Annotated in this window: 21 protein-coding genes and 1 pseudogene; 10 read left to right on the forward strand and 12 right to left on the reverse strand. The window is 70.0% G+C overall.

What is annotated here, in order from left to right:
* Positions 1–119: 119 nt before the first annotated feature.
* The 3 genes from ACFY6S_RS11375 to ACFY6S_RS11385 all read left to right on the forward strand — a co-directional run bounded on the left by ACFY6S_RS11375 (position 120) and on the right by ACFY6S_RS11385 (position 2085).
* Positions 120–434 carry a VOC family protein gene (locus tag ACFY6S_RS11375; RefSeq protein WP_388825551.1) on the forward strand — a complete coding sequence of 105 codons (315 nt, stop codon included), beginning with the start codon at positions 120–122 and terminating at the stop codon, positions 432–434.
* A 52-nt stretch (positions 435–486) separates the two neighbouring features.
* Entirely contained in the window at positions 487–1020 is a 534-nt protein-coding gene (locus ACFY6S_RS11380; protein WP_388825548.1) for a GNAT family N-acetyltransferase, read from the forward strand.
* Positions 1021–1164: 144 nt separating this feature from the next.
* A complete protein-coding gene (locus tag ACFY6S_RS11385; protein WP_388825545.1) occupies positions 1165–2085 on the forward strand; it encodes a phosphotransferase enzyme family protein in 921 nt (306 codons plus the stop codon).
* Positions 2086–2094: 9 nt separating this feature from the next.
* Here ACFY6S_RS11385 and ACFY6S_RS11390 read toward each other — a convergent pair whose 3' ends face one another.
* Positions 2095–3471 (reverse strand): sporulation protein, encoded by a 1377-nt coding sequence (locus ACFY6S_RS11390; protein WP_388825542.1) that lies wholly within the window; start codon positions 3469–3471, stop codon positions 2095–2097.
* A gap of 233 nt (positions 3472–3704) precedes the next feature.
* On the opposite strand from ACFY6S_RS11390, the gene ACFY6S_RS11395 reads away from it, so the two are divergent.
* The 3 genes from ACFY6S_RS11395 to ACFY6S_RS11405 are packed head-to-tail and all read left to right on the forward strand — an operon-like array spanning position 3705 to position 4431.
* The gene (locus ACFY6S_RS11395) at positions 3705–3971 is read left to right on the forward strand and encodes a hypothetical protein (RefSeq protein ID WP_388825539.1); all 267 of its coding nucleotides are present in this window, start codon (positions 3705–3707) and stop codon (positions 3969–3971) included.
* Positions 3968–4309 (forward strand): hypothetical protein, encoded by a 342-nt coding sequence (locus ACFY6S_RS11400; protein WP_388825536.1) that lies wholly within the window; start codon positions 3968–3970, stop codon positions 4307–4309. The genes ACFY6S_RS11395 and ACFY6S_RS11400 overlap by 4 nt, the downstream gene beginning before the upstream one ends.
* Positions 4306–4431 carry a hypothetical protein gene (locus ACFY6S_RS11405; RefSeq protein ID WP_388825854.1) on the forward strand — a complete coding sequence of 42 codons (126 nt, stop codon included), beginning with the start codon at positions 4306–4308 and terminating at the stop codon, positions 4429–4431. Before ACFY6S_RS11400 ends, ACFY6S_RS11405 begins: the two co-directional genes overlap by 4 nt.
* 28 nt (positions 4432–4459) lie before the next feature.
* Here the strand turns inward: ACFY6S_RS11405 and ACFY6S_RS11410 are convergent.
* Positions 4460–4606, reverse strand: a pseudogene (locus ACFY6S_RS11410) (DUF4291 family protein); the annotation flags it as partial.
* A 120-nt stretch (positions 4607–4726) separates the two neighbouring features.
* Positions 4727–5137 carry an organic hydroperoxide resistance protein gene (locus ACFY6S_RS11415; protein WP_388825533.1) on the reverse strand — a complete coding sequence of 137 codons (411 nt, stop codon included), beginning with the start codon at positions 5135–5137 and terminating at the stop codon, positions 4727–4729.
* 113 nt (positions 5138–5250) lie between these two features.
* Between ACFY6S_RS11415 and ACFY6S_RS11420 the strand changes: the two genes are divergently transcribed.
* A complete protein-coding gene (locus ACFY6S_RS11420) occupies positions 5251–5766 on the forward strand; it encodes a MarR family winged helix-turn-helix transcriptional regulator (RefSeq protein WP_388825530.1) in 516 nt (171 codons plus the stop codon).
* Between the two features lie 50 nt (positions 5767–5816).
* Here the strand turns inward: ACFY6S_RS11420 and asnB are convergent, their stop codons facing one another.
* The 6 genes from asnB to iolC form a co-directional block, all read right to left on the reverse strand.
* The gene (asnB, locus tag ACFY6S_RS11425) at positions 5817–7658 is read right to left on the reverse strand and encodes an asparagine synthase (glutamine-hydrolyzing) (protein ID WP_388825527.1); all 1842 of its coding nucleotides are present in this window, start codon (positions 7656–7658) and stop codon (positions 5817–5819) included.
* A gap of 559 nt (positions 7659–8217) precedes the next feature.
* Entirely contained in the window at positions 8218–9717 is a 1500-nt protein-coding gene (mmsA, locus tag ACFY6S_RS11430; protein WP_388825524.1) for a CoA-acylating methylmalonate-semialdehyde dehydrogenase, read from the reverse strand.
* A 12-nt stretch (positions 9718–9729) separates the two neighbouring features.
* Positions 9730–11790, reverse strand: a complete 2061-nt coding sequence (gene iolD / locus ACFY6S_RS11435; RefSeq protein ID WP_388825521.1) for a 3D-(3,5/4)-trihydroxycyclohexane-1,2-dione acylhydrolase (decyclizing) — start codon at positions 11788–11790, stop codon at positions 9730–9732.
* A complete protein-coding gene (gene iolB / locus ACFY6S_RS11440) occupies positions 11787–12683 on the reverse strand; it encodes a 5-deoxy-glucuronate isomerase (protein ID WP_388825518.1) in 897 nt (298 codons plus the stop codon). The genes iolD and iolB overlap by 4 nt, the downstream gene beginning before the upstream one ends.
* A gap of 16 nt (positions 12684–12699) precedes the next feature.
* The gene (locus tag ACFY6S_RS11445; RefSeq protein WP_388825515.1) at positions 12700–13593 is read right to left on the reverse strand and encodes a deoxyribose-phosphate aldolase; all 894 of its coding nucleotides are present in this window, start codon (positions 13591–13593) and stop codon (positions 12700–12702) included.
* Complete coding sequence (gene iolC, locus ACFY6S_RS11450; protein ID WP_388825512.1) at positions 13590–14684, reverse strand: 5-dehydro-2-deoxygluconokinase; 1095 nt, start codon at positions 14682–14684, stop codon at positions 13590–13592. The genes ACFY6S_RS11445 and iolC overlap by 4 nt, the downstream gene beginning before the upstream one ends.
* Before the next feature lie 200 nt (positions 14685–14884).
* Here iolC and ACFY6S_RS11455 point away from each other — a divergent pair, with 200 nt between their 5' ends.
* Positions 14885–15796: a sugar phosphate isomerase/epimerase family protein gene (locus tag ACFY6S_RS11455; RefSeq protein WP_388825509.1), complete on the forward strand. Its 912-nt coding sequence runs from the start codon at positions 14885–14887 to the stop codon at positions 15794–15796.
* A 170-nt stretch (positions 15797–15966) separates the two neighbouring features.
* Here the strand turns inward: ACFY6S_RS11455 and ACFY6S_RS11460 are convergent, their stop codons facing one another.
* Entirely contained in the window at positions 15967–18225 is a 2259-nt protein-coding gene (locus tag ACFY6S_RS11460) for an MMPL family transporter (protein WP_388825506.1), read from the reverse strand.
* Between the two features lie 140 nt (positions 18226–18365).
* On the opposite strand from ACFY6S_RS11460, the gene ACFY6S_RS11465 reads away from it, so the two are divergent.
* Complete coding sequence (locus tag ACFY6S_RS11465) at positions 18366–19007, forward strand: TetR/AcrR family transcriptional regulator (protein WP_388825503.1); 642 nt, start codon at positions 18366–18368, stop codon at positions 19005–19007.
* A 209-nt stretch (positions 19008–19216) separates the two neighbouring features.
* Positions 19217–19507 (forward strand): heavy-metal-associated domain-containing protein, encoded by a 291-nt coding sequence (locus ACFY6S_RS11470; protein ID WP_388825500.1) that lies wholly within the window; start codon positions 19217–19219, stop codon positions 19505–19507.
* A 535-nt stretch (positions 19508–20042) separates the two neighbouring features.
* Here the strand turns inward: ACFY6S_RS11470 and ACFY6S_RS11475 are convergent.
* Positions 20043–21341: a citrate synthase gene (locus ACFY6S_RS11475; protein ID WP_388825497.1), complete on the reverse strand. Its 1299-nt coding sequence runs from the start codon at positions 21339–21341 to the stop codon at positions 20043–20045.
* A gap of 166 nt (positions 21342–21507) precedes the next feature.
* Positions 21508–23727 (reverse strand): ATP-dependent RecD-like DNA helicase, encoded by a 2220-nt coding sequence (locus tag ACFY6S_RS11480; RefSeq protein WP_388825494.1) that lies wholly within the window; start codon positions 23725–23727, stop codon positions 21508–21510.
* Positions 23728–23974: the final 247 nt, after the last annotated feature.

A 23974-nucleotide genomic window follows, 5' to 3' on the forward strand; every position in this document is an offset into this window, starting at 1 on the left:
CACGGCCCCTCCCGTACGGGGACATCGCGAACATGCGGCCGACGGTGTGTCGGTGCGCCCACGTAGGCTGCGAACGGTACGGACCGATCCGCCGCCGCCCAGCCCAGGAGGCCCGCCGGATGCTCATCGACCTCGTCGTCCTCTACACCGACCGACTGACCGCCTGCCGGGACTTCTACACCGGCCTGGGGCTGGCCTTCGTACGCGAACGGCACGGCAGCGGCCCCGAGCACTACGCCGCGGTTCTGGACGGCGGCGCGGTCCTGGAGCTGTACCCCGCCGACGACCGCCGCCCCGCCACGGGCTCCCTCCGGCTGGGCCTCACCGCCCCCGCCACCGCCGCCCGCCCCGAGGGCGAGCACACCCTGAAGGACCCGGACGGCCGCACGGTCGTCCTCACCGCCGCACCGCCCACGCCCCCCGCCGCCTCCTGACCAGCTGCCGCCGATTACCCCCATGGCCGCCGCCTCCGCCAGGATGGGTGGCATGACCGAGATCCAGACACCCCGCCTCCTCCTCCGCCGCTGGCACGAGGAGGACCTCGTACCCATGGCCGAGATCAACGCGGACCCGGAGGTCATGCGATGGATCGACGACGGCTCGGTGCGAAGCCTCGACCAGACGGCGGAGGACATCGAGCGGTGGGAGGAGGAGTGGGACGAGGAGGGCTTCGGCCTCTTCGCCGTCGAACTGCTCGCCTCGGGTGAACTGGCCGGCTTCGCGGGACTCTCCGTACCCGCGTTCCTGCCCGAAGCACTGCCGGACATCGAGATCGGCTGGCGCCTGGGCCAGCCCTTCTGGGGCCAGGGCTACGCCTCGGAAGCGGCGCACGCGGCACTGGAGTTCGCGCTCCAGGACCGGGGCCTGGAGCGGGTGATCAGCATCAGCCGCCCCGGGAACGAGGCGTCCGAGAACGTGATGCGCAAGCTCGGCATGACCCTGGAACGCGACACGGTCCACCCCGCCCACGGCTTCCCCCTGCACGTCCACGCCATCGACCTCACGGAGTTCGCGGCCTGACGCGGGGGGGGGCGACGGCTTGCTCCATGTCAAGCCGCGTCCATGGTCCTTTTGTCCTTCGCATCTTGCCCGGCTCGTCTGCCACCGCCTCCCGTGGGTACGGTCGCATTGACGTCTGTTGCGGGCCAGGGAGTGGGGAAGGGCATGCCATCTGCTGCGGCGGGAAGTGCGGCAACGGGCTTCACGGCGGCCCGTGCCGCGGAGGTGATGGCGCTGGCATGCCGACGCGCGGGGCTCGACGGTGAGGGCGCGCGGCCGCTCCGGCTGGGAGAGAACGCGCTGTTCCGTCTCGCCGCGCACCCGGTGGTGGTACGGATCGCCCGCTCGGCGGAGTACCTGGAGTCGGCGCGGGGTGAGGTGCTGGTATCGCGCTGGCTGGCGGGCGAGAGCTTCCCCGTCACACGGGTGATCGATGACCTCGAACAACCGATGGTCGTCGACGGCCACCCGGTGACGTTCTGGCACCTGATCGAGGAGAGCGACCGGAAGCCCACGTACGGGGAGTTGGGCGGGGTCCTGCGCGACCTGCACTCGCTGAGCCTGCCGGCCTCGCTGACGCTGCCCCCGTACCCGGTCCTGGACCGGACGGACCGGCGGATCAACGCGGCGGTGGACATACCGGAGGACGATCGGGCGTTCCTGCGGAAGCGCGCGCATGAGCTGCGGGACCGGGTGGGGGATCTCCGGTTCGACTCCGAGAAGGGGCCGGTGCACGGGGACGCCCACGTACAGAACCTGATGGTGGACAGGAACGATCGGGTGATCCTGATCGACCTGGAGAGGTTCAGCTACGACTTCCCCGAGTGGGATCTGATGGTCACGGCCACCGAGCACCACAGCCTGGGGTGGCAGACCCCACAGGAGTACGGCGGCTTCGTCGGCGCGTACGGGCGGGATCTCCGTACCTGGTCCGGCTTCCCGACGCTGCGGGCAGTGCAGGAGTTCAACATGACGACGTGGCTCATGCAGAACGTCGCAGAGAGCCCCGAGACCGCGGCGGAGTACGCCCGCCGTATCTCATCGCTCCGGAACGACGACGCGCCACGCGACTGGAATCCGGGCTGAGCGCGTCGGCTACTCGCCGTCGTCCAGCCGCTCCATCGCCTCCGCCACCTGGCCATTGAACTGCTGGACGATCGGGAGCGTCCCGTGAACGGACACCTCGCGCTGGAAGTCGCCCACGTACCGCTGGAACCGCGCGGACTGGAGGGCGTCGCCCGCCTCAACGGCGAGACCGGCGGTCGTCACGGCGGCGTCGAGGCCACCGTCAAGTAGGTGACTCTGGGCAAGCACCATCCGACAGAAGCCAAGCGTACGAGCGTACTTGGGGTCGGTGAGAGCAACGGCGCGCTCGGCGAACCGGACGGCTTCCGCGCCCTGCCCCAAGTCTCTGAAGCAGTGGCAGAACTCGCCGATCAGCTCGGCCTCGTCCATATAGGCGAGCCATTCAGGATCCTCGACGCTGTCGGCTCGCTCGAAGAACCTCTCAGCGTCGTTCATCGCGCGGGCCGCGCCTTTGTGATCCTGCGCGGTGGACAGCGCGCGGGCCTCGTGAGCGGAGAAGAGTGCCATGGCCCGAGGGGTCGAACTGCCCTTCCCGCCCTCCACCGATGCGCGGGCGAGCGTGACGGCCCGAGGTGCTCGGCCCAGATAGTTCGCCTGGTGGCTCATGTTGGTGAGGATGCGCGCACCCATCATGCGGTCGCCGGACACCTGCGTCAGGCGCAGCGTCGACATCAGATAGCGGTCCGCGAGCGCGTGGTTCCCACTGTCGTACGCGCTCCAGGCGAGGAGCTGCGACATCTCGGACGCCGCCGCGAACAGTGCTTCCCCCACCTTGGCGCTGTAGCCGGCGCCGAGGAGCGGCAGCACGTCTTCGCGAAAGTAGTGGCGGAACGCCTTGTGCGCATGTCCGCCACCGAACTGGAAGTCGAGCTGCATGAAGAACCCGGCGGCGGTCCGGATGGCCGCGACATCGCGCATGCCGACGCGGCGGGTGGTGGGGGCGTCGGTGGGCACACCGTCCGGCGGAGACACCAGCCAAGCGAGGGCGGCGGAGTGAACATCGCTATCGCGCAAGGGAGGTTCATTCCCAGGACCGTCTTCGGGTCGCTGATGCGTAAGACCCTCAAGAATGCTGAGCGTCTCGCCAAGAGATTCGGCGTAACTCATGCCGACCACAGGTTCGGGGGCAGGCGCCGCACCCGGAAAACCAAGATCCTTCGGGGTGATCCTCCGCCGTAACTTCTCGCTCAGTGCTTCGGCGACGAACGCGGCGGTCTGACGCTGGATCCCGCCCCCGTTCAACCAGCGCTGAACGGCGACATGCGTGGTGCCCAACTGCTCGCCATGCCGCCGTGCGACCTCGCAGACGCGCTTGGCCAGTCCCTTGTTCGAGGATCCGGCCTCCGCCATGACGGCGGCCAACTGATGGTTCGGTGATCTGCTCACGTTCTGCGGCACCCCCAAGCATCACTACGCGTATCCATCCTGTCACAGCAGTGCCGGACAAGAGGGTTCGCGGTGAACCCCCTTGCCGGAACTTCGCGGACCCACCTGTGTACGTGAACCCTCTTATGAACGCTGCCGCAGGGCCACAGACGGTCGTTGACTGTCGAGACAAGACACCCCGGCGGTGCGTGACGGCACCCCGGGGCATGGCCGACCTGAGAAAGCAGGTAGACATGCGGAACCCTATCGGCAGGATTTTCGAGTGGCTGCTGAGACTGCTGCTTCCCGCCCCGGGCCACCACCGCGCGGCCGAAACCAGCCCTCTCACGCACTGCGTGAGCACACCAGCGACGGACAGCCCGCGCGTACTCGACCCATACGTCTGGCCCGCGATCCACGGTGAGGACGTCCGCCTCGTCCGCCCGTACGTCGTCGCACACGAGCGCGGCATGCGGCCCAGTCCGGCCAACGCCACCCCCTGGACGGCGGTGGCCCGATGAGCGAGAACCCCCGTCTCCTGCCGTGGCTCGGCCCCGCCGGACAGCGTTCCTATCTGGTGACCGACGACGACAGGAGGAGTCATCTCTCCCGACTCGCCGACCAGATGGAGGAGGTACAACTCCAGGCCGGCAACGTCCTCCTCGGCCACGCGGCCGACATGCTCAAGGACGACAAGGTCCAGCCCTGGGAACTCCGCTACCTGAGCGCCCGCCTGTACGAAGCGCTGCGTGACGCGCTGCGGGTGGCGGAGAGCAGAGGAGACCGTCTCCCTCAGCCCGAGGACGACGACCCCGACCACGATGACGACGCGCCGCCCGCCGAGGAGACACCCTCATGAAGCGGCCGACATACGAAACACCCGAGTGGCAGATCGAACAGGCAGCGGACCGCCCCATCACCCGCGACCAGAACGGCGCCTCGGCGATGCCTATGCGCGTCGTCCACCGGGCGAACACGTAGCCACTCCCCCGCTGCTCCCGACCGTGGCCATCCACGTCATGCGGTCCCGCTTCCACACAGCGGGGAAGCGGCCGTCGCGGGCGGCGGGGACGCCTATCTCGGGCGGGTACGCCTGGTAGACCGTGATGGTGGACCCGGTGTGGAGGGCGCGGACGCGGTGCTTCGGTTCTGGCATGGACCCAGGCTGTTGCCGTCCGTGCTCGTCCGCCACCGAATAACGGCCCGGCGCCCCCGGACGGGGGCGCCGGGCCGTCGGGCCGTCAGTGCGTCACGCGGTCGTGGGCAGCCGGGCCCGTTACTCGACCACCAGGTCGACCTGGATGTTGCCGCGGGTCGCCTTCGAGTACGGGCAGACCTGGTGGGCCTGCTCGACGAGGCGGTCGCCGGTCTCGCCGGTGAGCGAGTCCGGCAGCTCCACGCGCAGGGTGACGGCGAGGCCGAAGCTCTCGCCGTCCTTGCCGATGCCGACCTCCGCCGTCACCGAGACCTCGCTGGTGTCGACCTTCGCCTGGCGCCCGACCAGGCCGAGCGCGCTGGCGAAGCACGCGGCGTAGCCGGCGGCGAACAGCTGCTCCGGGTTGGTGCCCTGGCCGTTGCCGCCCAGCGCCGGCGGCATGGCCAGCGCGAGGTCCAGCTGTCCGTCGGAGCTGACAGCCCGTCCGTCGCGACCGTTGGCAGTGGCCACAGCGGTGTACAGCGCGTCCATGGAAACCATCCCTCTCATCCGGGTCGGGCGGTGTGCCCCGCCGTCATGAAGAATGACATCACACAATTGAATTGTGCGCAACTAAATGATGTCCGCCGGGCTATCCTGAACTCATGACCGCCACACCGACGACGCCGACACCGCCCCCCGACGAGGACTTCCTCCGCCTGGACCAGCAGATCTGCTTCTCCCTGCACGCCGCGTCGCGTGCGTTCGGCGGCGTCTACCGCGTACTCCTCAAGGACCTCGGGCTCACCTACCCCCAGTACCTGGTGATGCTGGTGCTCTGGGAGCGCGGCCCGCTCCCCGTCAAGGACCTGGGCGAGGCGTTGCGGCTCGACTCGGGAACCCTGTCCCCCCTGCTCAAGCGGCTGGAGGCCGCCGGGCTGCTGCGGCGCGAACGCAGCACGCGCGACGAGCGGTCGGTCCACATCCACCTCACGGACGAGGGCACGGCGCTGCGCGAGCGCGCCCGGACTGTACCGCGCCGTATCGCCGCGGCCACCGGGTGCGACCTCCAGGAGATCAACGACCTGCGCGCCCGTCTCGACGCCCTCACGCGCAGGCTGGACGAGGCCGACCTCACCTCTCCGTCTCTTCCGGACGGGGCTGCCGCCACATCGCGCTGACCGGCGGGCCGGCAGGCGCCACGCTCGGGTGAGGTCGGGCCCGGCACCGCTCAGGCCAGCGTGACCTCCGGCTTGTAGAGGTCCAGCCAGAGCGCGAGATCCAGCGTGCGTTCCATGCCACGCCGCGAGGCTGTGCTGTTCTGCGGCGTGTCGCATTCCGCGACCCGCCTGACCTTGGCGGGGTCCACCAGGTCGAAGACCGGATGGCCCGGGCGGGCGAGCAGATCCTTGGTCTGTTCCTGGAGGGCGGTCGCGTACTGGGGGTCCTGGGTGGAGGGGTACGGACTCTTCACCCGGTCGTACACCGACCTCGGCAGGACGTCGGCCGTCGCCTCCCGCAGCAGACTCTTCTCCCTGCCGTCGAAGGACTTGAAGGACCACGGGGTGTTGTAGACGTACTCGACCAGCCGGTGATCGCAGAACGGCACCCGCACCTCCAGCCCCACCGCCATGCTCGCCCGGTCCTTGCGGTCCAGCAGCACCCGTACGAAGCGGGTCAGGTGGAGATGGCAGATCGTGCGCATCCGGTACTCGAAATCGCTCTCGTCCCGCAGCCGTTCGATGCCGGCGACGGCCGTGGCGTAGCTGTCCCGGATGAAGGCGGGCAGATCGATGCTCCGGTTCACCTCGGTCCGCAGCACCCCCGCGTCGTCGCCGAAGCGCTCCTCGAACTGGACGAGCCAGGGGAACGTCTCGGCCTTCCGCGCGCGCTCGTCGAAGAACTGGGGGTACCCGCCGAAGACCTCGTCCGCCGACTCGCCGGAGAGCGCGACCGTGGAGCGCTGCCGGATCGCCTTGAAGAGGAGGTAGAGGGAGGAGTCCATGTCCCCGAACCCCATGGGCAGATCGCGCGCCCTGATCATCCTCGTACGCACCTCCGGGTTCGCCAGGGCCACCGAGTCGAGCACGATGTCCTGGTGTTCCGTGCCCGAAGCGCGGGCGGCGTCGTGCACGAAGGGGGCGTCGGGGGTGGCGCGGAACTCGTCGGCGACGAAGTTCTCCGTACGGCCCGCGAAGTCGACGGAGAAGCTGCGTACGGTCTCGCCCGACGCGGCGAGCTGCCGCGCGGCCAACGCCGTCATGGCGGAGGAGTCGAGCCCGCCGGAGAGAAGCGTGCAGACCGGCACGTCCGCCACCAGCTGCCGCCGCACGATGTCGTCGAGGAGCGTACGGACCTGTCGCACCGTCGTGTCCAGATCGTCGGTGTGCGGCCGGGTCTCCAGGGACCAGTAGACCCGCTTGCGCAGGCCGGCGCGGTCCACGGTGACGACCGTTCCGGGCTCGACCTCGTGCATGCCCTCCCACACCCCGTGTCCGGGCGTCTTGACGAAGGCGAACAGTTCCCGCAGGCCGTCGAGGCCGACGCGGGCGCGGGCCAGCGGGTTGGCGAGGACGGCCTTGGGCTCGGAGCCGAACAGCACCCCGTCGGGGGTCGGATAGTACGAGAACGGCTTGATGCCCATCCGGTCCCGGATCATCACCAGCTTCTGGTGCCGGCCGTCCCAGATCGCGAAGGCGTACATCCCGTTCAGCCGTTCCGCGACCGCCTCGCCCCACCGGAGGTATCCCTGCAGGACCACCTCCGTGTCGGAATTCGTGGTGAACCGGTGCCCCCGGTCGATGAGTTCCCGGCGGAGCTCGGTGAAGTTGTACGTCTCGCCCGAGTAGACGAGCGCGAGAGTGCCCTCCGGCGTGTCCAGCGTCATCGGCTGCCGCCCGCCCGGCAGGTCGATGATGGCCAGCCGACGGTGGCCGAGGGCCACGGGGCCGTTGATCCAGGTGCCGCGGTCGTCGGGACCGCGGCAGGACATCGTCTCCGTCATCGCATCCAATGTGGTGGAGGCGGATCGCAGGTCACGGTCGAAGGAGAGCCAGCCGGTGATGCCACACATGTGCGTCCTCCTGCTTCCGATCCCAGCCGAGCGCAGGTCAGAGGCCATGGCCCACGACGGATCCATGGCAGGACGGGGCCCCGGGCCGGATCAGTTGTATCCAGCATCTATATAACGAGCGTGAGTCATGCGACTGCGAAGGGTCAACGCGGCCGTAACACCAGCGGTTACGCGCCTTTGGCATTTCGGCCGACGGAGGGCACAAGGCAAAGACGGCAAAGACGGGGAGCCGGACCGCGAGCGGGCCTCGGGCCGGGGCTCTTGCCGTGGCGGGGCGGCGACCGCGGACGCCGATCACCGCCCGGATTGCCACGATCCGGCCATGGGCAAAGATTTCCCCACAACGGTACGAACGCGACACGGGCGCCGTCGTGTACAGGAACGGTCGGCCTCACCTGGCGGCGCACAGCACAGCGGCCCGTACGGCACCATCTGCCGTACGGGCCTGGCTACCTGGCCGCGTGTCGGGATGCCCGCGCCACGAGTTGACGCGGCGCAGGTCGACGCGCCGCGGGTGGGGCGGCGCCGGTCGACGCGCAGCTGGTCCGCGCGTCCCGGCTCAGTGGTTGCGCGGGAAGCCCAGGTCGACCCCGGCGGGCGCGTCGGACGGGTCGGGCCAGCGGGTGGTGACGACCTTGCCCCGGGTGTAGAAGTGCACGCCGTCGTTGCCGTAGATGTGGTGGTCCCCGAAGAGGGAGTCCTTCCAGCCGCCGAAGGAGTGGTAGCCGACGGGGACGGGGATCGGCACGTTCACGCCGACCATGCCGGCCTCGATCTCCAGCTGGAAGCGGCGGGCGGCGCCGCCGTCGCGGGTGAAGATGGCCGTACCGTTGCCGAACGGCGAGGCGTTGATGAGGTCGACGCCCTCCTCGTACGTCTCCACGCGGAGCACGCAGAGCACCGGGCCGAAGATCTCGTCGCGGTAGGCGTCGGAGTCGGTGGCCACCTTGTCCAGCAGGGACAGGCCGATCCAGTGCCCGTCCTCGTGGCCCTCGACCGTGTACCCCGTGCCGTCCAGGACGACTTCGGCGCCCTGGGCGGCGGCGCCGGTGACGTATCCGGCGACCTTGTCGCGGTGGGCCTTGGTGATGAGCGGGCCCATCTCGGAGGCGGGGTCGGTGCCGGGGCCGATCCTGATCTTCTCCGCGCGCTCGCGGATCCTGGCGACCAGTTCGTCGCCGATGGCGCCGACCGCGACCACCGCCGAGATCGCCATGCAGCGCTCCCCCGCCGAGCCGTACGCCGCCGAGACCGCCGCGTCCGCCGCGGCGTCGAGGTCGGCGTCCGGCAGGACCAGCATGTGGTTCTTGGCGCCGCCGAGGGCCTGCACGCGCTTGCCGTTGGCCGAGGCCGTCGTGTGGATGTAGCGGGCGATCGGCGTGGAGCCGACGAAGGAGACCGCCGCCACGTCCGGGTGCGCGAGCAGCGCGTCCACCGCGACCTTGTCGCCGTGCACGACGTTGAGCACGCCGTCGGGCAGTCCGGCCTCAGCCGCCAGCTCCGCCAGCAGGTTGGCCGCCGACGGGTCCTTCTCGCTGGGCTTGAGCACGAAGGTGTTCCCGCACGCGACGGCCAGCGGGAACATCCACATCGGCACCATCGCCGGGAAGTTGAACGGCGTGATGCCCGCGACGACGCCCAACGGCTGCCGGATCGAGGAGACATCGACCCGGCTGGAGACCTGGGTGGACAGCTCGCCCTTGAGCTGGGTGGTGATCCCGCAGGCCAGCTCGACGATTTCGAGGCCGCGCGCCACCTCGCCCAGCGCGTCGGAGTGCACCTTGCCGTGTTCGGCGGTGATCAGCGCGGCGATCTCGTCTCGGCGCGCGTCCAGCAGCGCGCGGTAGCGGAAGAGGACCGCCGTGCGCTGGGCGAGGGACGAGGTGCCCCAGGTCGCGTACGCGGCCTTCGCTGCGGACACCGCACGGCCGACTTCCTCGGTGGAGGCGAGGGCGACCCGGGTGGTGACCGCGCCCGTCGCCGGGTCGGTGACCGGCCCCCAGTTGCCCGACGCGCCCTCGACGCTCTTGCCACCGATCCAGTGATTGACGGTCTTCATGCTTCTTCTCCCTCACAGATGGCGGCGACGGGCTGCTGCGAACCGTTCGTACTCCTCGCGGGCCGAGGCGGCGGACGTACGCGTCGCGGTCTCGGCCACGGGAACATCCCACCACGCCTGGGCCGGCGGGACGCCCGACACTGTGTCTGCCGTTTCGGTCTCCACGTAGACACATGTGGGGTCGGCGGAGGCACGCGCCTCCGCCAGGGCTTCGCGCAGCTCACCGACGGTCCTGGCGCGGACCGTCCGCATGCCGAGCGAGGCGGCGTTGGCCGCCAGGTCGACGGGCAGCGGGGCGCCGGTGTACGTGGCGTCGGCGGCGCGGAACCGGTAGGCGGTGCCGAAGCGTTCGGCACCGACCGACTCGGAGAGGGCGCCGATGCTGGCGTAGCCGTGATTCTGGAGGATCACGACATTGACCGGCAGCTTCTCCTGGACCGCCGTGACGATCTCGGTGGGGTTCATCAGATACGTACCGTCGCCGACGAGGGCCCAGACGGGGCGGTCCGGGGCCGCGAGCTGGACGCCGATGGCCGCCGGGATCTCGTAACCCATGCAGGAGTAGCCGTATTCGACGTGGTACTGATCGCGCGAGCGGGCCCGCCACAGCTTGTGGAGATCGCCCGGGAGCGATCCGGCGGCGTTGATGAGGATGTCCTCGTCGGTGACGAGTTCGTCGAGCACGCCGAGGACCTGCGCCTGGGTGGGACGTACGAGATCCCCGCCGTCCGCGTCCTTCTCCCTGCTGTCCCCGTCCGGCGGCTCGGCCGCCGGGTCCCTCTCCGCTCCGGTGAACGCGGTCCGCACCCGCTCCTCCCAACGCGCCCTGCCCGCCCGGATCTCCGCGGTGTAGGCGGGGTCGACACGGTGGCCGGCGAGGCCCGCGGCGAGCTGCTCCAGGGCGGTGCGCGCGTCCGCCACCAAGGGGTGGGCGGCGAGTTTGTGGGCGTCGAAGCCGGTGACATTGAGGTTGAGGAAGCGGACGGACGGATGCTGGAAGAGCGTGGCGGAGGCGGTGGAGAAGTCGGACCAGCGCGTGCCGACGCCGATCACCAGGTCCGCCGTCCTGGCCAGGTCGTCCGCGACGGCGGTGCCGGTGTGGCCGACGCCGCCGACGTCGGCGGGATGGTCGTGGCGCAGGGATCCCTTTCCCGCCTGGGTGGAGGCGACCGGCACGCCCGTCGCGTCGGCGAACGCGGCCAGCGCCGCCTCGGCCGCGCTGTGATGGACACCGCCGCCCGCGACCAGCAAGGGGCGGCGCGCTTCCCGTACCAGCCGTACCGCGTCGGCGAGTTCATCCGGGTCGGGCGCCTGCCGGCGGACCCGCCAGACCCGCTCGGCGAAGAACTCCTCCGGCCAGTCGTACGCCTCCGCCTGCACGTCCTGCGGCAGGGCGAGGGTGACGGCTCCGGTCTCGGCGGGGTCGCTGAGCACGCGCATCGCGGCCAGCGCGGCCGGGATCAGCGCCTCGGGGCGGGCGACCCGGTCGAAGTACGCGGAGACGGGCCGCAGCGCGTCGTTGACGGACACATCGCCCGCTGACCGGACTTCGAGCTGCTGGAGCACCGGGTCGGCGGGGCGGGTGGCGAAGGTGTCACCGGGGAGCAGCAGTACGGGGAGGCGGTTGACGGTGGCGAGTGCGGCGCCGGTGACGAGGTTGGTGGCGCCGGGGCCGATGGAGGTGGTGACGGCGTGGGCGGAGAGGCGGTTGCTCTGGCGGGCGTAGCCCACGGCCGCGTGGACCATGGCCTGTTCGCTGCGTCCCTGCACGTACCGCATGTCCGGGGCGGCTTCCACCAGGGCTTGGCCGATGCCCGCCACATTGCCGTGGCCGAAGATGCCCCAGGTGGCGTTGATCAGCCGCTGCCTGCGGCCGTCGCGCTCGGTGTACTGCCGGGAGAGGAAACGGATCAGCGCCTGGGCGACGGTGAGCCGGCGCGGGCCCCGGCCGGTGGCCTCGGGGGCGGCTGCGGGGCTGCGGGCAGGGCCGGCCGGGGCGGCGCCGGTGGCGGCGTGGCCGACGGCCGGGTCGACGGTGCCGGGGGCCGTCCCGGCGCTCGGGTCGGTGGTCATCGCGCGCTCGCCTCCGCTCCGTACAGCGGCAGTCTCGGATCGACGGGGAGCGCGGGCCAGGTGTCCCTGATCCAGCCGTGCTCGGGGTGGTCCCTGATCAGCCACTCCCGGGACCGGCCGGGGCCCGCCATCACGTTGAGGTAGTACATGTCGCGGCCGGGCGGGGCGATGGAGGGGCCGTGCCAGCCGTCCGGGATGAGGACGGTGTCACCCGTACGGACCTCGGCGAGGATGTCCGTGCCGCCGTGGCGGGACGGGGCGACCCGGTGGTAGCCGACGCCGCCGTCCTCGATCTCGAAGTAGTAGATCTCCTCCAGCTCGGACTCGACGCCGGGGTGGTACTCGTCATGCTTGTGCGGCGGGTACGAGGACCAGTTGCCGCCGGGCGTCAGCACCTCGACCGCGATGAGCCGGTCGCACTCGAAGACTCCGGCGGCGGCGAAGTTGTTGACCTGGCGGGAGCAGTCGCCCGCGCCGCGCAGCTCGACGGGAACCTCCGACGCGGGGCCGTAGCGAGCGGGGAGCTTTCGCTCGCACTTCGCTCCTGCCAGGGCGAAACGGCCTCCCGCGCCGGAGGCGATCTGCGCATGGGCGTCACGCGGGAGATAGGCGAAGTCGGTGACTCCGCCGAACACGCTTTCCCTGCCCAGCAGTTCAAAGGATTCACCTTGTGTGTGCACGGTGCAACCACCGGTGAGCGGCAGCACGATCCACTCGCTGTCCCCGGTGTCCAGCGAGTGGTCCGTGCCGGGCGGGAGTTCCAGCACGCGCAGGCTGCTGTGCGACCAGCGGGCCCGCTCGGGGTCGATGTCGAGCGCGTAGGGCCCGGTGGCGGCGGCTCCGGCGGGCACGTACCCGTCGTACGGCTTCCGGTTCTCTCGGTCGGTTGTCATGAGGTCTCCGTACCCTTCAGAGCAGGCCCACCGCCGTGTCGACGGCCCCGGCCACGTCGCCGTCCGCCGGATAGAGCAGTGAGCGGCCCACGACGAGCCCCTGAACGGTGGGCAACCGCAGCGCCGTGCGCCATTTCTCGTACGCGCCTTCCTGGTCGTCCCCGATCTCGCCGCCCAGCAGGACGGCCGGCAGGGTCGAGGTCTCCATCACCCGCGCCATATCGTCGGGGTCGCGGGTGACGGGAACCTTCAGCCAGGTGTACGCCGAGGTGCCGCCGAGTCCCGAGGCGACGGCGATCGAGCGTGTCACGGCCTCCGCGCTCAGGTCGGTACGCAGGCGTCCCTCCTCGCGACGGCACAGGAACGGCTCGACGAAGACCGGCAGCCTGCGCTCCGCCATGGCGTCGACGGCGCGGGCCGACGCGTGGAGGGTGTCGAGGGAACCGGGGTCCTCGTAGTCGATACGGAGCAGCAGCTTGCCCGCGTCGAAGCCGAGCCTGGCGAGGTCTTCGGGGCGGTGCCCGGTGAAGCGGTCGTCCAGCTCGAAGGAGGCGCCGGCGAGGCCGCCCCGGTTCATCGAGCCGACGACGACACGGTCTTCCAGGGCGCCGAGGAGCAGCAGGTCGTCGAGGATGTCGGCGGTGGCCAGGACGCCGTCGACGCCGGGGCGCGACAGGGCCAGACAGAGCCGCTCCAGCAGGTCGTGACGGTTGGCCATGGCCAGCGGGCTGTTGCCGACGGCGAGGGCGCCGCGTGCCGGATGATCGGCAGCGATGATCATCAACCGGCCGGTGGACCCGCCGGTGGAGCGCAGCAGGGGCCGCCGGACGCGGCGGGCGGCGGCCTCGGCGACGGCCTCGGGGTGGTGGGTACGGAGCCGGACCAGCTCGGTCACGTCGACGCGGCTCATCGGAGGCTCCCGGCATCCTGCTCCGGGACGCGGCCGGCCGCGAGGACTTCCGCGACCTCGCTGTCGTACGGCATGGCGGAGGAGCAGGCGAGCCGGCCCGCGACGAGGGCGCCCGCCGCGTTGGCGTACCGCATGACGCGCTCCAGCTCCCAGCCGGCGAGCAGCCCGTGGCAGAGGGCGCCGCCGAACGCGTCCCCGGCGCCCAGTCCGTTGACGACCTCGACGGGGACGGGCGGCACTTCGGAGCGCGTGCCGTCGCGGTGCAGGGCGAGCACGCCCTTGGGGCCCTGTTTGACCACGGCCAGCTCCACTCCGGCGGCCAGCAGCGCCCGCGCGGCGGCTTCGGGGTCGCGCTCGCCGACGGCCACCTCGCACTCCTCCAGGTTTCCCACGGCGACGGTGGCGTGCCGCAGGGCCCGTGCGTACAGCTCGCGCGGGTCGGGGGCGCCCGGCCCGGCTCCGGTGGGAGCGGCCGGGGCGCCGGCGGTGTCGAAGGCGTCGGGCCCGGCTCCGGCAGGGGCGGTGGGGGCGCCGGCGGGAGCGGGCGTGGGGGTGGGCCGTTCGGGCCAGAACATCGGGCGCCAGTCGAGGTCGAACACGGTGATCCCGGATTTCCCGCGCGCCTCCAGGGCGGCGAGCGTGGCGGAGCGGCTGGGTTCCGCGCAGAGGCCGGTCCCGGTCATCCAGAAGATCCGGGCCGACCTGACCGCGTCGAGGTCGAGTTCGTGCGGATGGATCTCCAGGTCGGGAGCCTTGGGCTGCCGGTAGAAGTGGAGCGGGAAGTCGTCCGGCGGGAAGATCTCGCAGAAGGTGACGGGGGTGGGGAGGCGCTCGACACCGGTCACCCAGCGGTCGTCGACCTCGAATTCGCCCAGTGCCTGATGGACGTACTCCCCGAAGGCGTCCTGGCCCGTACGGCTGATGACGGCGGCGCGGCGCCCCAGCCTGGCGGACGCCACCGCGACATTCGTCGCGGAGCCGCCGAGGAACTTGCCGAAGGTCTCGACCTGCGCCAGCGGTACCCCGATCCGCAGGGGATAGAGGTCAACGCCGATCCGCCCCATGGTGATCACGTCGTACGGCGCAGACATACCTGTCCCTTCGGATTCGACGGCCGGGCCGGACCGGACGGCCGGGCCCCGTACCCGGCCCGGTACGACCGCGCACGATCCGGTGCCGTTACCGGTTCCGGCACAACCTTGCTGCCCCCGCCGGAGCCCTGTCAATATTTTGTCCTTACATCCGGACGAAGCCTTGACACTCTTTCCGGACGGCCGGAAAGCTGACCGGTATGACCTCTTCCGTGCCTAAGTTGAGCCGCATCCGGGTCGGATCAGCCCCCGACTCCTGGGGCGTGTGGTTTCCCGACGACCCGCGGCAGGTGCCCTGGCAGCGCTTCCTCGACGAGGTCGCCGAGGCCGGTTACGAGTGGATCGAGCTGGGCCCCTACGGCTATCTCCCGTCGGATCCCGAGCGGTTGCGCGCGGAGACCGCCCGGCGCGGGCTGAAGGTCTCCGCCGGGACGGTCTTCACCGGGCTGCACCACGGGCCCGCCGTCTGGGAGAAGACCTGGGAGCATGTCGCGGACATCGCCGCGCTCACCCGGGCGATGGGCGCGGACCATCTGGTGGTGATCCCGTCCTTCTGGCGGGACGACAAGAGTGGCGAGGTCCTGGAGGACCGCACCCTCACCGCTGAGCAGTGGCGCGATCTGACGGCCCAGACCGAGCGCCTCGGCCGCGAGGTGGCGGACCGGTACGGACTGAGGATCGTCGTGCATCCGCATGCCGACACCCATATCGACAGCGAGGAGAACGTCAGCCGCTTCCTCGACGCGACCGATCCCGAGCTGGTCTCGCTCTGCCTGGACACCGGGCACTACGCCTACTGCGGCGGCGACAGCGTCAAGCTGATCGAGACCTACGGGGAGCGGATCGGTTACCTCCATCTCAAGCAGGTGGACCCGGAGATCCTCGCGGACGTGGTGGCCGGCGGGGTGCCGTTCGGACCGGCCGTGGGACGCGGCGTGATGTGCGAGCCGCCGGCCGGGGTTCCCGCGCTGGAGCCGGTGCTGGCGGCGGCGCAGCGGCTGGACGTGGATCTCTTCGCCATCGTCGAGCAGGACATGTATCCCTGCCCGCCCGACAAGCCGCTGCCCATCGCCACCCGCACGCGCCGCTTCCTACGGGGCTGCGGAGCGTAGCCGCGCGGGAAGCGTGGCCGGACGGGCCGGACGGGCTGGACGGGCCGGACACCGTACGGTACGGAGCGGGCGCCCCCTACCGTACGGCGGCCTCGGGCCGGTCCCCCGTTGCCGGACCGGCGCCGTGGACCGTTGGGCTCCCTCCCCCGTTGAACTCCCTTGGACTCCCGTCAGACCCTCGCGCGGTCCCGGTCGGAGTCCCGGTCCGATTCGGGCACCGGTGGCTCCTCGTGCCCCTCGGCGGCCGGCTTCGCCTCGCCCTCGCCCTCGCTCAGGCCGAACCGCTCGTGGAAGCGGCGCAGCGGCCCCGGCGCCCACCAAGTGGCCTTCCCGGTCAGCTTCATCACGGAGGGGACCAGCAGGCTGCGTACGACCATCGCGTCCATGAGCACGGCCAGGGCGAGTCCGAGACCGAGCATCTTGGTGTTGGTCACCCGTGAGGTGCCTATCGCCACCATGACGACGGCGAGGATCACGGCGGCTGCGGTGATCAGTCCCCCGGTCCTGCGGACGCCGAAGGCCACCGCTTGTTCATGGTCGCCGCTCCGCTCGTACTCCTCCTTGATCCGGGAGAGCAGGAAGACGCCGTAGTCCATGGAGAGCCCGAAGGCGACACAGAACATCACGACCGGCACGGTCGTCTCGATGTCCCCGGTGGAGGTGAAGGCGAGCAGTCCGGAGAGATGGCCGTCCTGGAAGACCCAGATCATCGCCCCGAACATGGCGGTGAGACTCAGCGCGTTGAGCACGACCGCCTGGATCGGTATCAGCACACTGCCGGTGAGCAGGAAGACCAGCACGAGGGTGACCACCATGATGATGCCCAGCGCCCAGGGCAGCCGGTCGGCTATGGCGCTCTTGGAGTCGACCAGTACGGCGGCGGTGCCGGTGACGGAGGCGTCGAAGGGGGCGGGCTGGGCGCGGATGTCCCGGACGAGCTGCTGCGTGTCCTGTCCGACCGCCTCTCCCTTCGGCTGCACCGTGAAGTAGCCGTGCGCGCCGGAGGTGACCGGTCCGTCGACCCGCAGTACGTCCGGCAGGGCCGCTATCCGGGTGCGGTAGTCGGCGTACTGGGCGGCGGTGGCCACGCCCTCCGTGAACACCTCCAGCCCGCCGCCGGGGCTGCCGGGGAAGCCGTCCCGGATCTCCTCCTGCACCATCCGGGAGTCGGCGCTCGCGGGAAGCTGCCGGTAGTCGGCGGTGCCGAACCTGGCTCCGAGGAAGGGCAGTCCGAGCAGGACGAGGACAGCGCTCGTGCCGAGGGCGAAGAACGGGGCCCTGCGCATGACGAGCCGCGCCGTGCGGCCCCAGGCGGCTCCTTCCTCGACGGAGGCGGCCCCCTCGGTCGCCGCCGTGGTCCGCCGGCCCCTGCGCAGCAGCCGCCGTAGGTCCAGTGAGTTGACCCGGGGGCCGAGCAGCATCAGTGCGGCGGGCAGCAGAATCAGCGCCGCGGCCGCGGCCAGCAGGACCACCGCTATCCCGGCGTAGGCGAAGGAGCGCAGGAAGTACTGGGGGAAGACCATCATGGCGGCCAGCGACACCGCCACGGTCAGTGCCGAGAACAGCACCGTGCGCCCGGCGGTGCGCAGGGTGATCCCCAGGGCGTCCCGCACCTCCGCGCCCCCGGCCAGCTCCTCGCGGAATCTGCGCACGATGAACAGGGCGTAGTCGATGGCCAATCCGAGTCCGAGGGCCGTGGTGAGGTTCTGCGCGAAGATCGAGACATCGGTCAGCTCGGTGAGTCCGCGCAGCACCGCGTTCGTCCCCAGGATGGCGACGATGCCGACCCCCAGAGGCAGCAGGGCGGCGATGGCGCTGCCGAAGACCATCACCAGCAGCACCAGCGTGACCGGCAGGGCGATCAGCTCGGCCCGCAGCAGGTCCTCCTGGATGGTCTTCTGCATCTCGTGCTGGACGGCGACGGGGCCACCGAGAGCGACCTTCAACGGACCACGCGTCCCGCTGTATTCGGGGGCCAACCGGTCCAGAACCGCCGCCGCGCCCTTCTCGTCGCCCTGGATCCTCGCCGCGATCAGCGCTTCCCGCCCGTCCTCGGCGCGCAGCGCGGGAGCCTTCGTCTGCCAGTACGACCCGACTCCGGTGACGCCCTTCTCGGCCGCGAGCCGCTTGGTGAGCCGCTCGGCCTCGGCGGCCACGGCGGGGTCGTCGACGCTCCGGCTTCCGCTGTCGACCAGGAGCAGCAGATTGGGCTGGGAGGCGGGGAACTCGCGCTCCAGCGCCCGGGTCGCGTAGGTCGACTCGGCGTCCGGATCCGCCCAGCCACCGCTGGCCATGCGATCGGCGACGCCGCTTCCCGCGAACACGGCGAGAGCCGTGATGACCAGGGTGACCAGCAGGGACAGCCGTGGGCGCGCGGTGACGAACCGGGTCCAGCCCCCCAGTCGCGGGCCAGTGTTGACTTCGGACATCGTGCGGTGTCCCCTTCACCGTGACCCGTTGCGCGGGTCGGCCATTGTCATAGAATCAAAAACACGAGCGCTCGCTCGCATTAACAGAATGCGAGCGACCACTCGTGTTTGTCAACCGATCCAGGAAAGCCGGGGCCGACATGCCGGAGGAGAAGAGCAGCGGGAGCGAGCCGACGGTCAAGCCGCGGCGCCGCCAGGCACGCGGTGAGCGCCGGATCGCCCAACTCCTGGAAGCCGCCGCCCATGTCTTCTGCACCACCGGCTACACGGCGGCCAGCACCAACTCCATCGCCCGGGAGGCGGGCGTCTCCCCCGGCACGCTCTACCAGTTCTTCCCGAACAAGGAGGCCATCGCCATCGAGCTGGGCGACCAGCTCATCACGCGCTGGCGCACCACGTACGGGGAGGCGTTCACACAGACCCATCTCGAACTGCCCCTGGACGAGCTGCTGGACGCCGTCCTCGACCCGCTGATCCAGTTCAACTTCGAGAACCCGGCCTTCGGCGTCCTGATGCAGGGCTCCGACATCCCCGGCAAAGTCACGCTGGATCACGAGAGTCTGCACTCCTCCGCACTCACCCGGGTCGAGGAGATCCTCAGCGGCTACCTCCCCGACGCCGAGGAGGCCGACATACGGCGGATCGTGCGGACCTCCTTCTCCATCTTCAAGGGCGGGCTGGATCTGATCCTCGCCGCCGAACCCGATGAGCGGGACGCGTACACGGCCGAGCTGAAAACGGTCCTGCACCGCTACCTCGATCCGCTCATCGGACACCGCTGAGTTGTCGGCGGCCCGGCGAAGGGCGGAAGGGACGAGCGGCGGAGACACGCGGCGGGGCGGCGGCAGCGAGGAAGGCGAACTCCCGGGATCCGCATCGATACCCCCTAGGGGTACAGTCGGGGATGCGTCGGGGAACCACGGCCGCCACATGCCCCGGCGAACCCGAAACGCGCGCCAATCGCGCCAAAATCCCCGACGAGGAGAACGTCATGACCGCCGAGACGAAGAGTCAGCACGCCGAGACCACCGACTCCCGCCACGACATCACGGCCGGTGAGCGGGCGGACGGAACGACCACCGTCTACCAGGTCACCGGCATGACCTGCGGCCACTGCGAGACCGCCGTCACCAGCGAAATCTCGGACATCGAGGGCGTCACCTCCGTCGTGGCCGTGGCCGCGACCGGCAAGGTGACCGTGGTGTCGCGGACACCCCTGGACGAGGCGACCGTGCGCGCCGCTGTCGATGAGGCCGGGTACGAACTGACGGGCCAGTCCTGACCCGACCATCCGATCCCAGGCGCAGCCTGCCTCAGCCCTCCATTTGCCTGGTTACCACCGCGTTTCGCCTTTAGCCCTCCACATGTGCCACAAGTCCTTCACAAAGAGATCCAGATCACATAGATTGTGGGGTAACCATTAGGCCATCTCGCGTGTCTAAGAGGACGATGCCAATAGAACGTCTTGGGGGACGTTCTAGGGGATCGCAGGGGATGTCTTGGGGGACATCCCAGGCAAGCGATTGGCCGGGGCACGTGCACGGGGAGCTTTGAGCGGCCCTCCCGTACGTACCCCGGTCCGACCGCGCGAGTAGCCGTTCTGGTTACGGCAGACGCCCGGCCCGGATCCCGTGGGGGGAATCCGCACCGGGGATATGGAAAGCGCCCCGCTCGCCGACCCGTGGGGGGATCGGTGGGCGGGGCGCTTTTCGTCATGCGTGGCGGCGGGGTGCGAGCGCACCGCGGGCATGCCAAAGCCGGCCGCGCGGAGCGCGACCGGCATCAGACAGGGATCGAACCCGGCGTCGGACCTGGCGTCAGCGGCCTTCGACCGGAACGAAGTCGCGCAGGACCTCGCCGGTGTAGATCTGGCGCGGACGGCCGATACGGGAGCCGGGCTCCTTGATCATCTCGTGCCACTGGGCGATCCAGCCGGGCAGCCGGCCGAGCGCGAACAGCACGGTGAACATCTCGGTCGGGAAGCCCATGGCCCGGTAGATCAGACCGGTGTAGAAGTCCACGTTCGGGTAGAGCTTGCGCTCGACGAAGTAGTCGTCGGCCAGCGCGTGCTCCTCAAGCTTGAGCGCGATGTCGAGCAGCTCGTCGGACTTGCCGAGCGCCGAGAGGACGTCGTGCGCCGCCGCCTTGATGATCTTCGCCCGGGGGTCGAAGTTCTTGTAGACGCGGTGCCCGAAGCCCATGAGCTTCACGCCGTCTTCCTTGTTCTTCACCTTGCGGATGAAGGTGTCGACGTCGCCGCCGGACGCCTGGATGCCTTCGAGCATCTCCAGCACCGACTGGTTCGCGCCACCGTGCAGCGGGCCCCACAGCGCGCTGATACCGGCGGAGATCGAGGCGAACATGTTCGCCTGCGAGGAGCCGACCAGCCGCACGGTGGAGGTCGAACAGTTCTGCTCGTGGTCGGCGTGCAGGATGAGCAGCTTGTCGAGCGCGGAGACCACGACCGGGTCCGGCTCGTACTCCTGCGCGGGGACGGAGAAAGTCATCCGCAGGAAGTTCTCGACGTACCCGAGGTCGTTGCGCGGGTAGACGAAGGGGTGGCCGATCGACTTCTTGTAGGCGAACGCCGCGATGGTCGGCAGCTTGGCGAGCAGCCGGATCGTGGAGAGGTGACGCTGCTTCTCGTCGAACGGGTTGTGGCTGTCCTGGTAGAACGTCGAGAGCGCGCTGACCACGGAGGACAGCATCGCCATCGGGTGGGCGTCGCGCGGGAAGCCGTCGTAGAACCGCTTGACGTCCTCGTGCAGCAGCGTGTGCTGCGTGATCTCGTTCTTGAACGTGGCCAGCTCGTCGACCGTCGGCAGCTCGCCGTTGATCAGCAGATACGCCACCTCGACGAAGCTGGAGGACTCCGCCAGCTGCTCGATCGGATAGCCGCGGTAGCGCAGGATGCCCTGCTCGCCGTCGAGGTAGGTGATCGCGGACTTGTAGGCGGCGGTATTGCCGTATCCACTGTCCAGAGTCACCAGGCCGGTCTGCGCACGGAGCTTCCCGATGTCGAAGCCCGTATCGCCGACGGTACTGTCGATCACCGGGTAGGTGTACTCGCCGTCGCCGTACCGCAGTACTACCGCGTTGTCGCGTTTCTCGCTCACGTCATCCCTCACCGACGTAGTGCCTCTTCTTCGAGGTGCCCTGACTGTCTCTACCATCCCCCATTTGGCTCAGGAGAGTGCACTCGGGGTCGGCCATTCGGCCTTTTGGCGGCACTCAGTGCCGCCAACCCGCCCATCCTGCCCCGTTCGCCCCAGTTGTGGGAAGTCACGATGCCGAAAGTCCCATGAGCCGGTGGTCGAGAGCGGTGCAGCGCCTACCCGCTGACACGGTGCGTACCGCCTGGCCTATGGCCTTTCTGGAGCCGACCAGGACGACGAGTTTCTTCGCGCGGGTCACCGCCGTGTAGAGCAGATTGCGCTGCAGCATCATCCAGGCACCGGTGGTGACCGGGATGACCACGGCCGGGTACTCGCTGCCCTGGGATCGGTGGATGGTCACGGCGTAGGCATGCGCCAGCTCGTCCAGCTCGTCGAAGTCGTACGGCACCTCCTCGTCCTCGTCCGTCAGCACCGTCAGCCGCTGGTCCTCGGTGTGGAGCGCGGTGACGACACCGACCGTGCCGTTGAAGACCCCGTTCTCCCCTTTTTCGTAGTTGTTACGGATCTGGGTGACCTTGTCGCCGACGCGGAAGACCCGGCCGCCGAGCCGCTTCTCGGGGAGGTCGGGTCTGCCGGGGGTGATGGCCTGCTGGAGCAGACCGTTGAGCGCGCCCGCGCCCGCCGGACCCCGGTGCATCGGAGCCAGCACCTGGATGTCGCGGCGCGGGTCGAGTCCGAACCTGGCGGGAATCCGCCGCGCGGCGACATCGACCGTGACCCGCCCGGCGTCCTCCGTCTCGTCCTCCACGAACAGGAAGAAGTCCGAGAGCCCTTCGGTGAGGGGTTGCACGCCTGAGTTGATGCGGTGCGCGTTGGTCACCACCCCGGACTGCTGCGCCTGCCGGAAGATCCGGGTGAGTCTGACCCTCGGCACCGGGCCGCCCTCGGCGAGCAGATCACGGAGCACCTCGCCGGCCCCGACCGAGGGAAGCTGGTCCACGTCCCCGACCAGAAGCAGATGTGCACCGGGTGCCACCGCCTTGACCAGCTTGTTGGCCAGCAGCAGATCCAGCATCGACGCCTCGTCGACCACCACCAGATCGGCGTCCAGCGGCCGGTCCCTGTCGTACGCGGCGTCCCCGCCCGGTCGCAGCTCCAGCAGCCGGTGGACGGTGGACGCCTCCGCTCCGGTCAGCTCGGCCAGCCGCTTGGCCGCCCGCCCGGTGGGGGCCGCCAGGACCACCTTGGCCTTCTTGGCCCGCGCCAGCTCGACGATCGAACGGACCGTGAAGGACTTTCCGCAGCCGGGACCACCGGTCAGCACGGCGACCTTCTCGGTGAGCGCGAGCCGGACCGCCTCCCGCTGCTCGGGAGCCAGCTCAGCGCCCGTACGCCCCGCCAGCCAGCTCAACGCCCTGTCCCAGGCCACGTCCCGGAAAGCCGGCATCCGGTCCTCGCCGGTGCGCAGCAGCCGCAGCACCTGGGCGGAGAGCGAAAGCTCCGCGCGGTGGAACGGAACCAGATAGACGGCGGTGACCTGCTCCACCCCGTCCGGCCCCGGCACCTTCTCCTTGACGACCCCCTCGTCCTCGGCGGCCAGCTCGGCCAGGCACTCGATGACCAGGCCCGTGTCCACCTGGAGCAACTTGACCGCGTCCGCGATGAGCCGTTCCTCGGGCAGATAGCAGTGCCCCTGGTCGGTGGATTGCGACAGCGCGTACTGAAGTCCGGCCTTGACCCGCTCCGGGCTGTCGTGCGGGATGCCGACGGCCTGGGCGATCCGGTCGGCGGTGAGGAATCCGATGCCCCAGACGTCGGCCGCGAGCCGGTAGGGCTCGCCCTTGACGACGGAGATCGAGCCGTCCCCGTACTTCTTGTAGATGCGTACGGCGATGGAGGTGGAGACGCCGACCCCCTGGAGGAAGATCATCACTTCCTTGATCGCCTTCTGCTCCTCCCAGGCGGCTCCGATCATTCTGGTCCGCTTGGGGCCGAGACCTGGCACTTCCACGAGCCTCTTCGGCTCGTTCTCGATGATGTCGAGGGTGTCGACGCCGAAGTGGGTGGTGATCCGGTCGGCCATCACCGGGCCGATCCCCTTGATGAGACCCGATCCCAGGTAGCGGCGGATGCCCTGGATCGTGGCCGGAAGGATCGTGGTGTAGTTCTCCACCGTGAACTGCTTGCCGTACTGGGGGTGCGATCCCCAGCGCCCCTCCATCCGCAGCGACTCGCCGGGCTGCGCGCCGAGCAGTGAGCCGACCACGGTGAGGAGATCGCCGCCGCGGCCGGTGTCGACCCGGGCGACCGTGTACCCGTTCTCCTCGTTGGCGTACGTGATGCGCTCAAGGACGGCTTCGAGTACGGCCATCGCTGGATTGGACATGCTCAGACGCTACCGCCCGGCTCCGACACCACGACGTGCCTGTGGACAACTCCGCTGCCGCGCCCGGCCGGTGCGACGCCGTCCGCCGCACTGTGCGGGGCCCGATCCGACGGACCGGGCCCCGCACGCTCCCTCTCCGACAGAGCCTTCCCATCCCCCGGATTCATCCCCCAAGGCCCTGTCGACGTGAACGACTCGCATCACCCGGGGAGGGTCCCACGGTTGCGCAGAGTTGTTTTCCCGGGGC

The sequence above is a fragment of the Streptomyces sp. NPDC012835 genome (assembly GCF_042900885.1).
Lineage (GTDB): Bacteria > Actinomycetota > Actinomycetes > Streptomycetales > Streptomycetaceae > Streptomyces.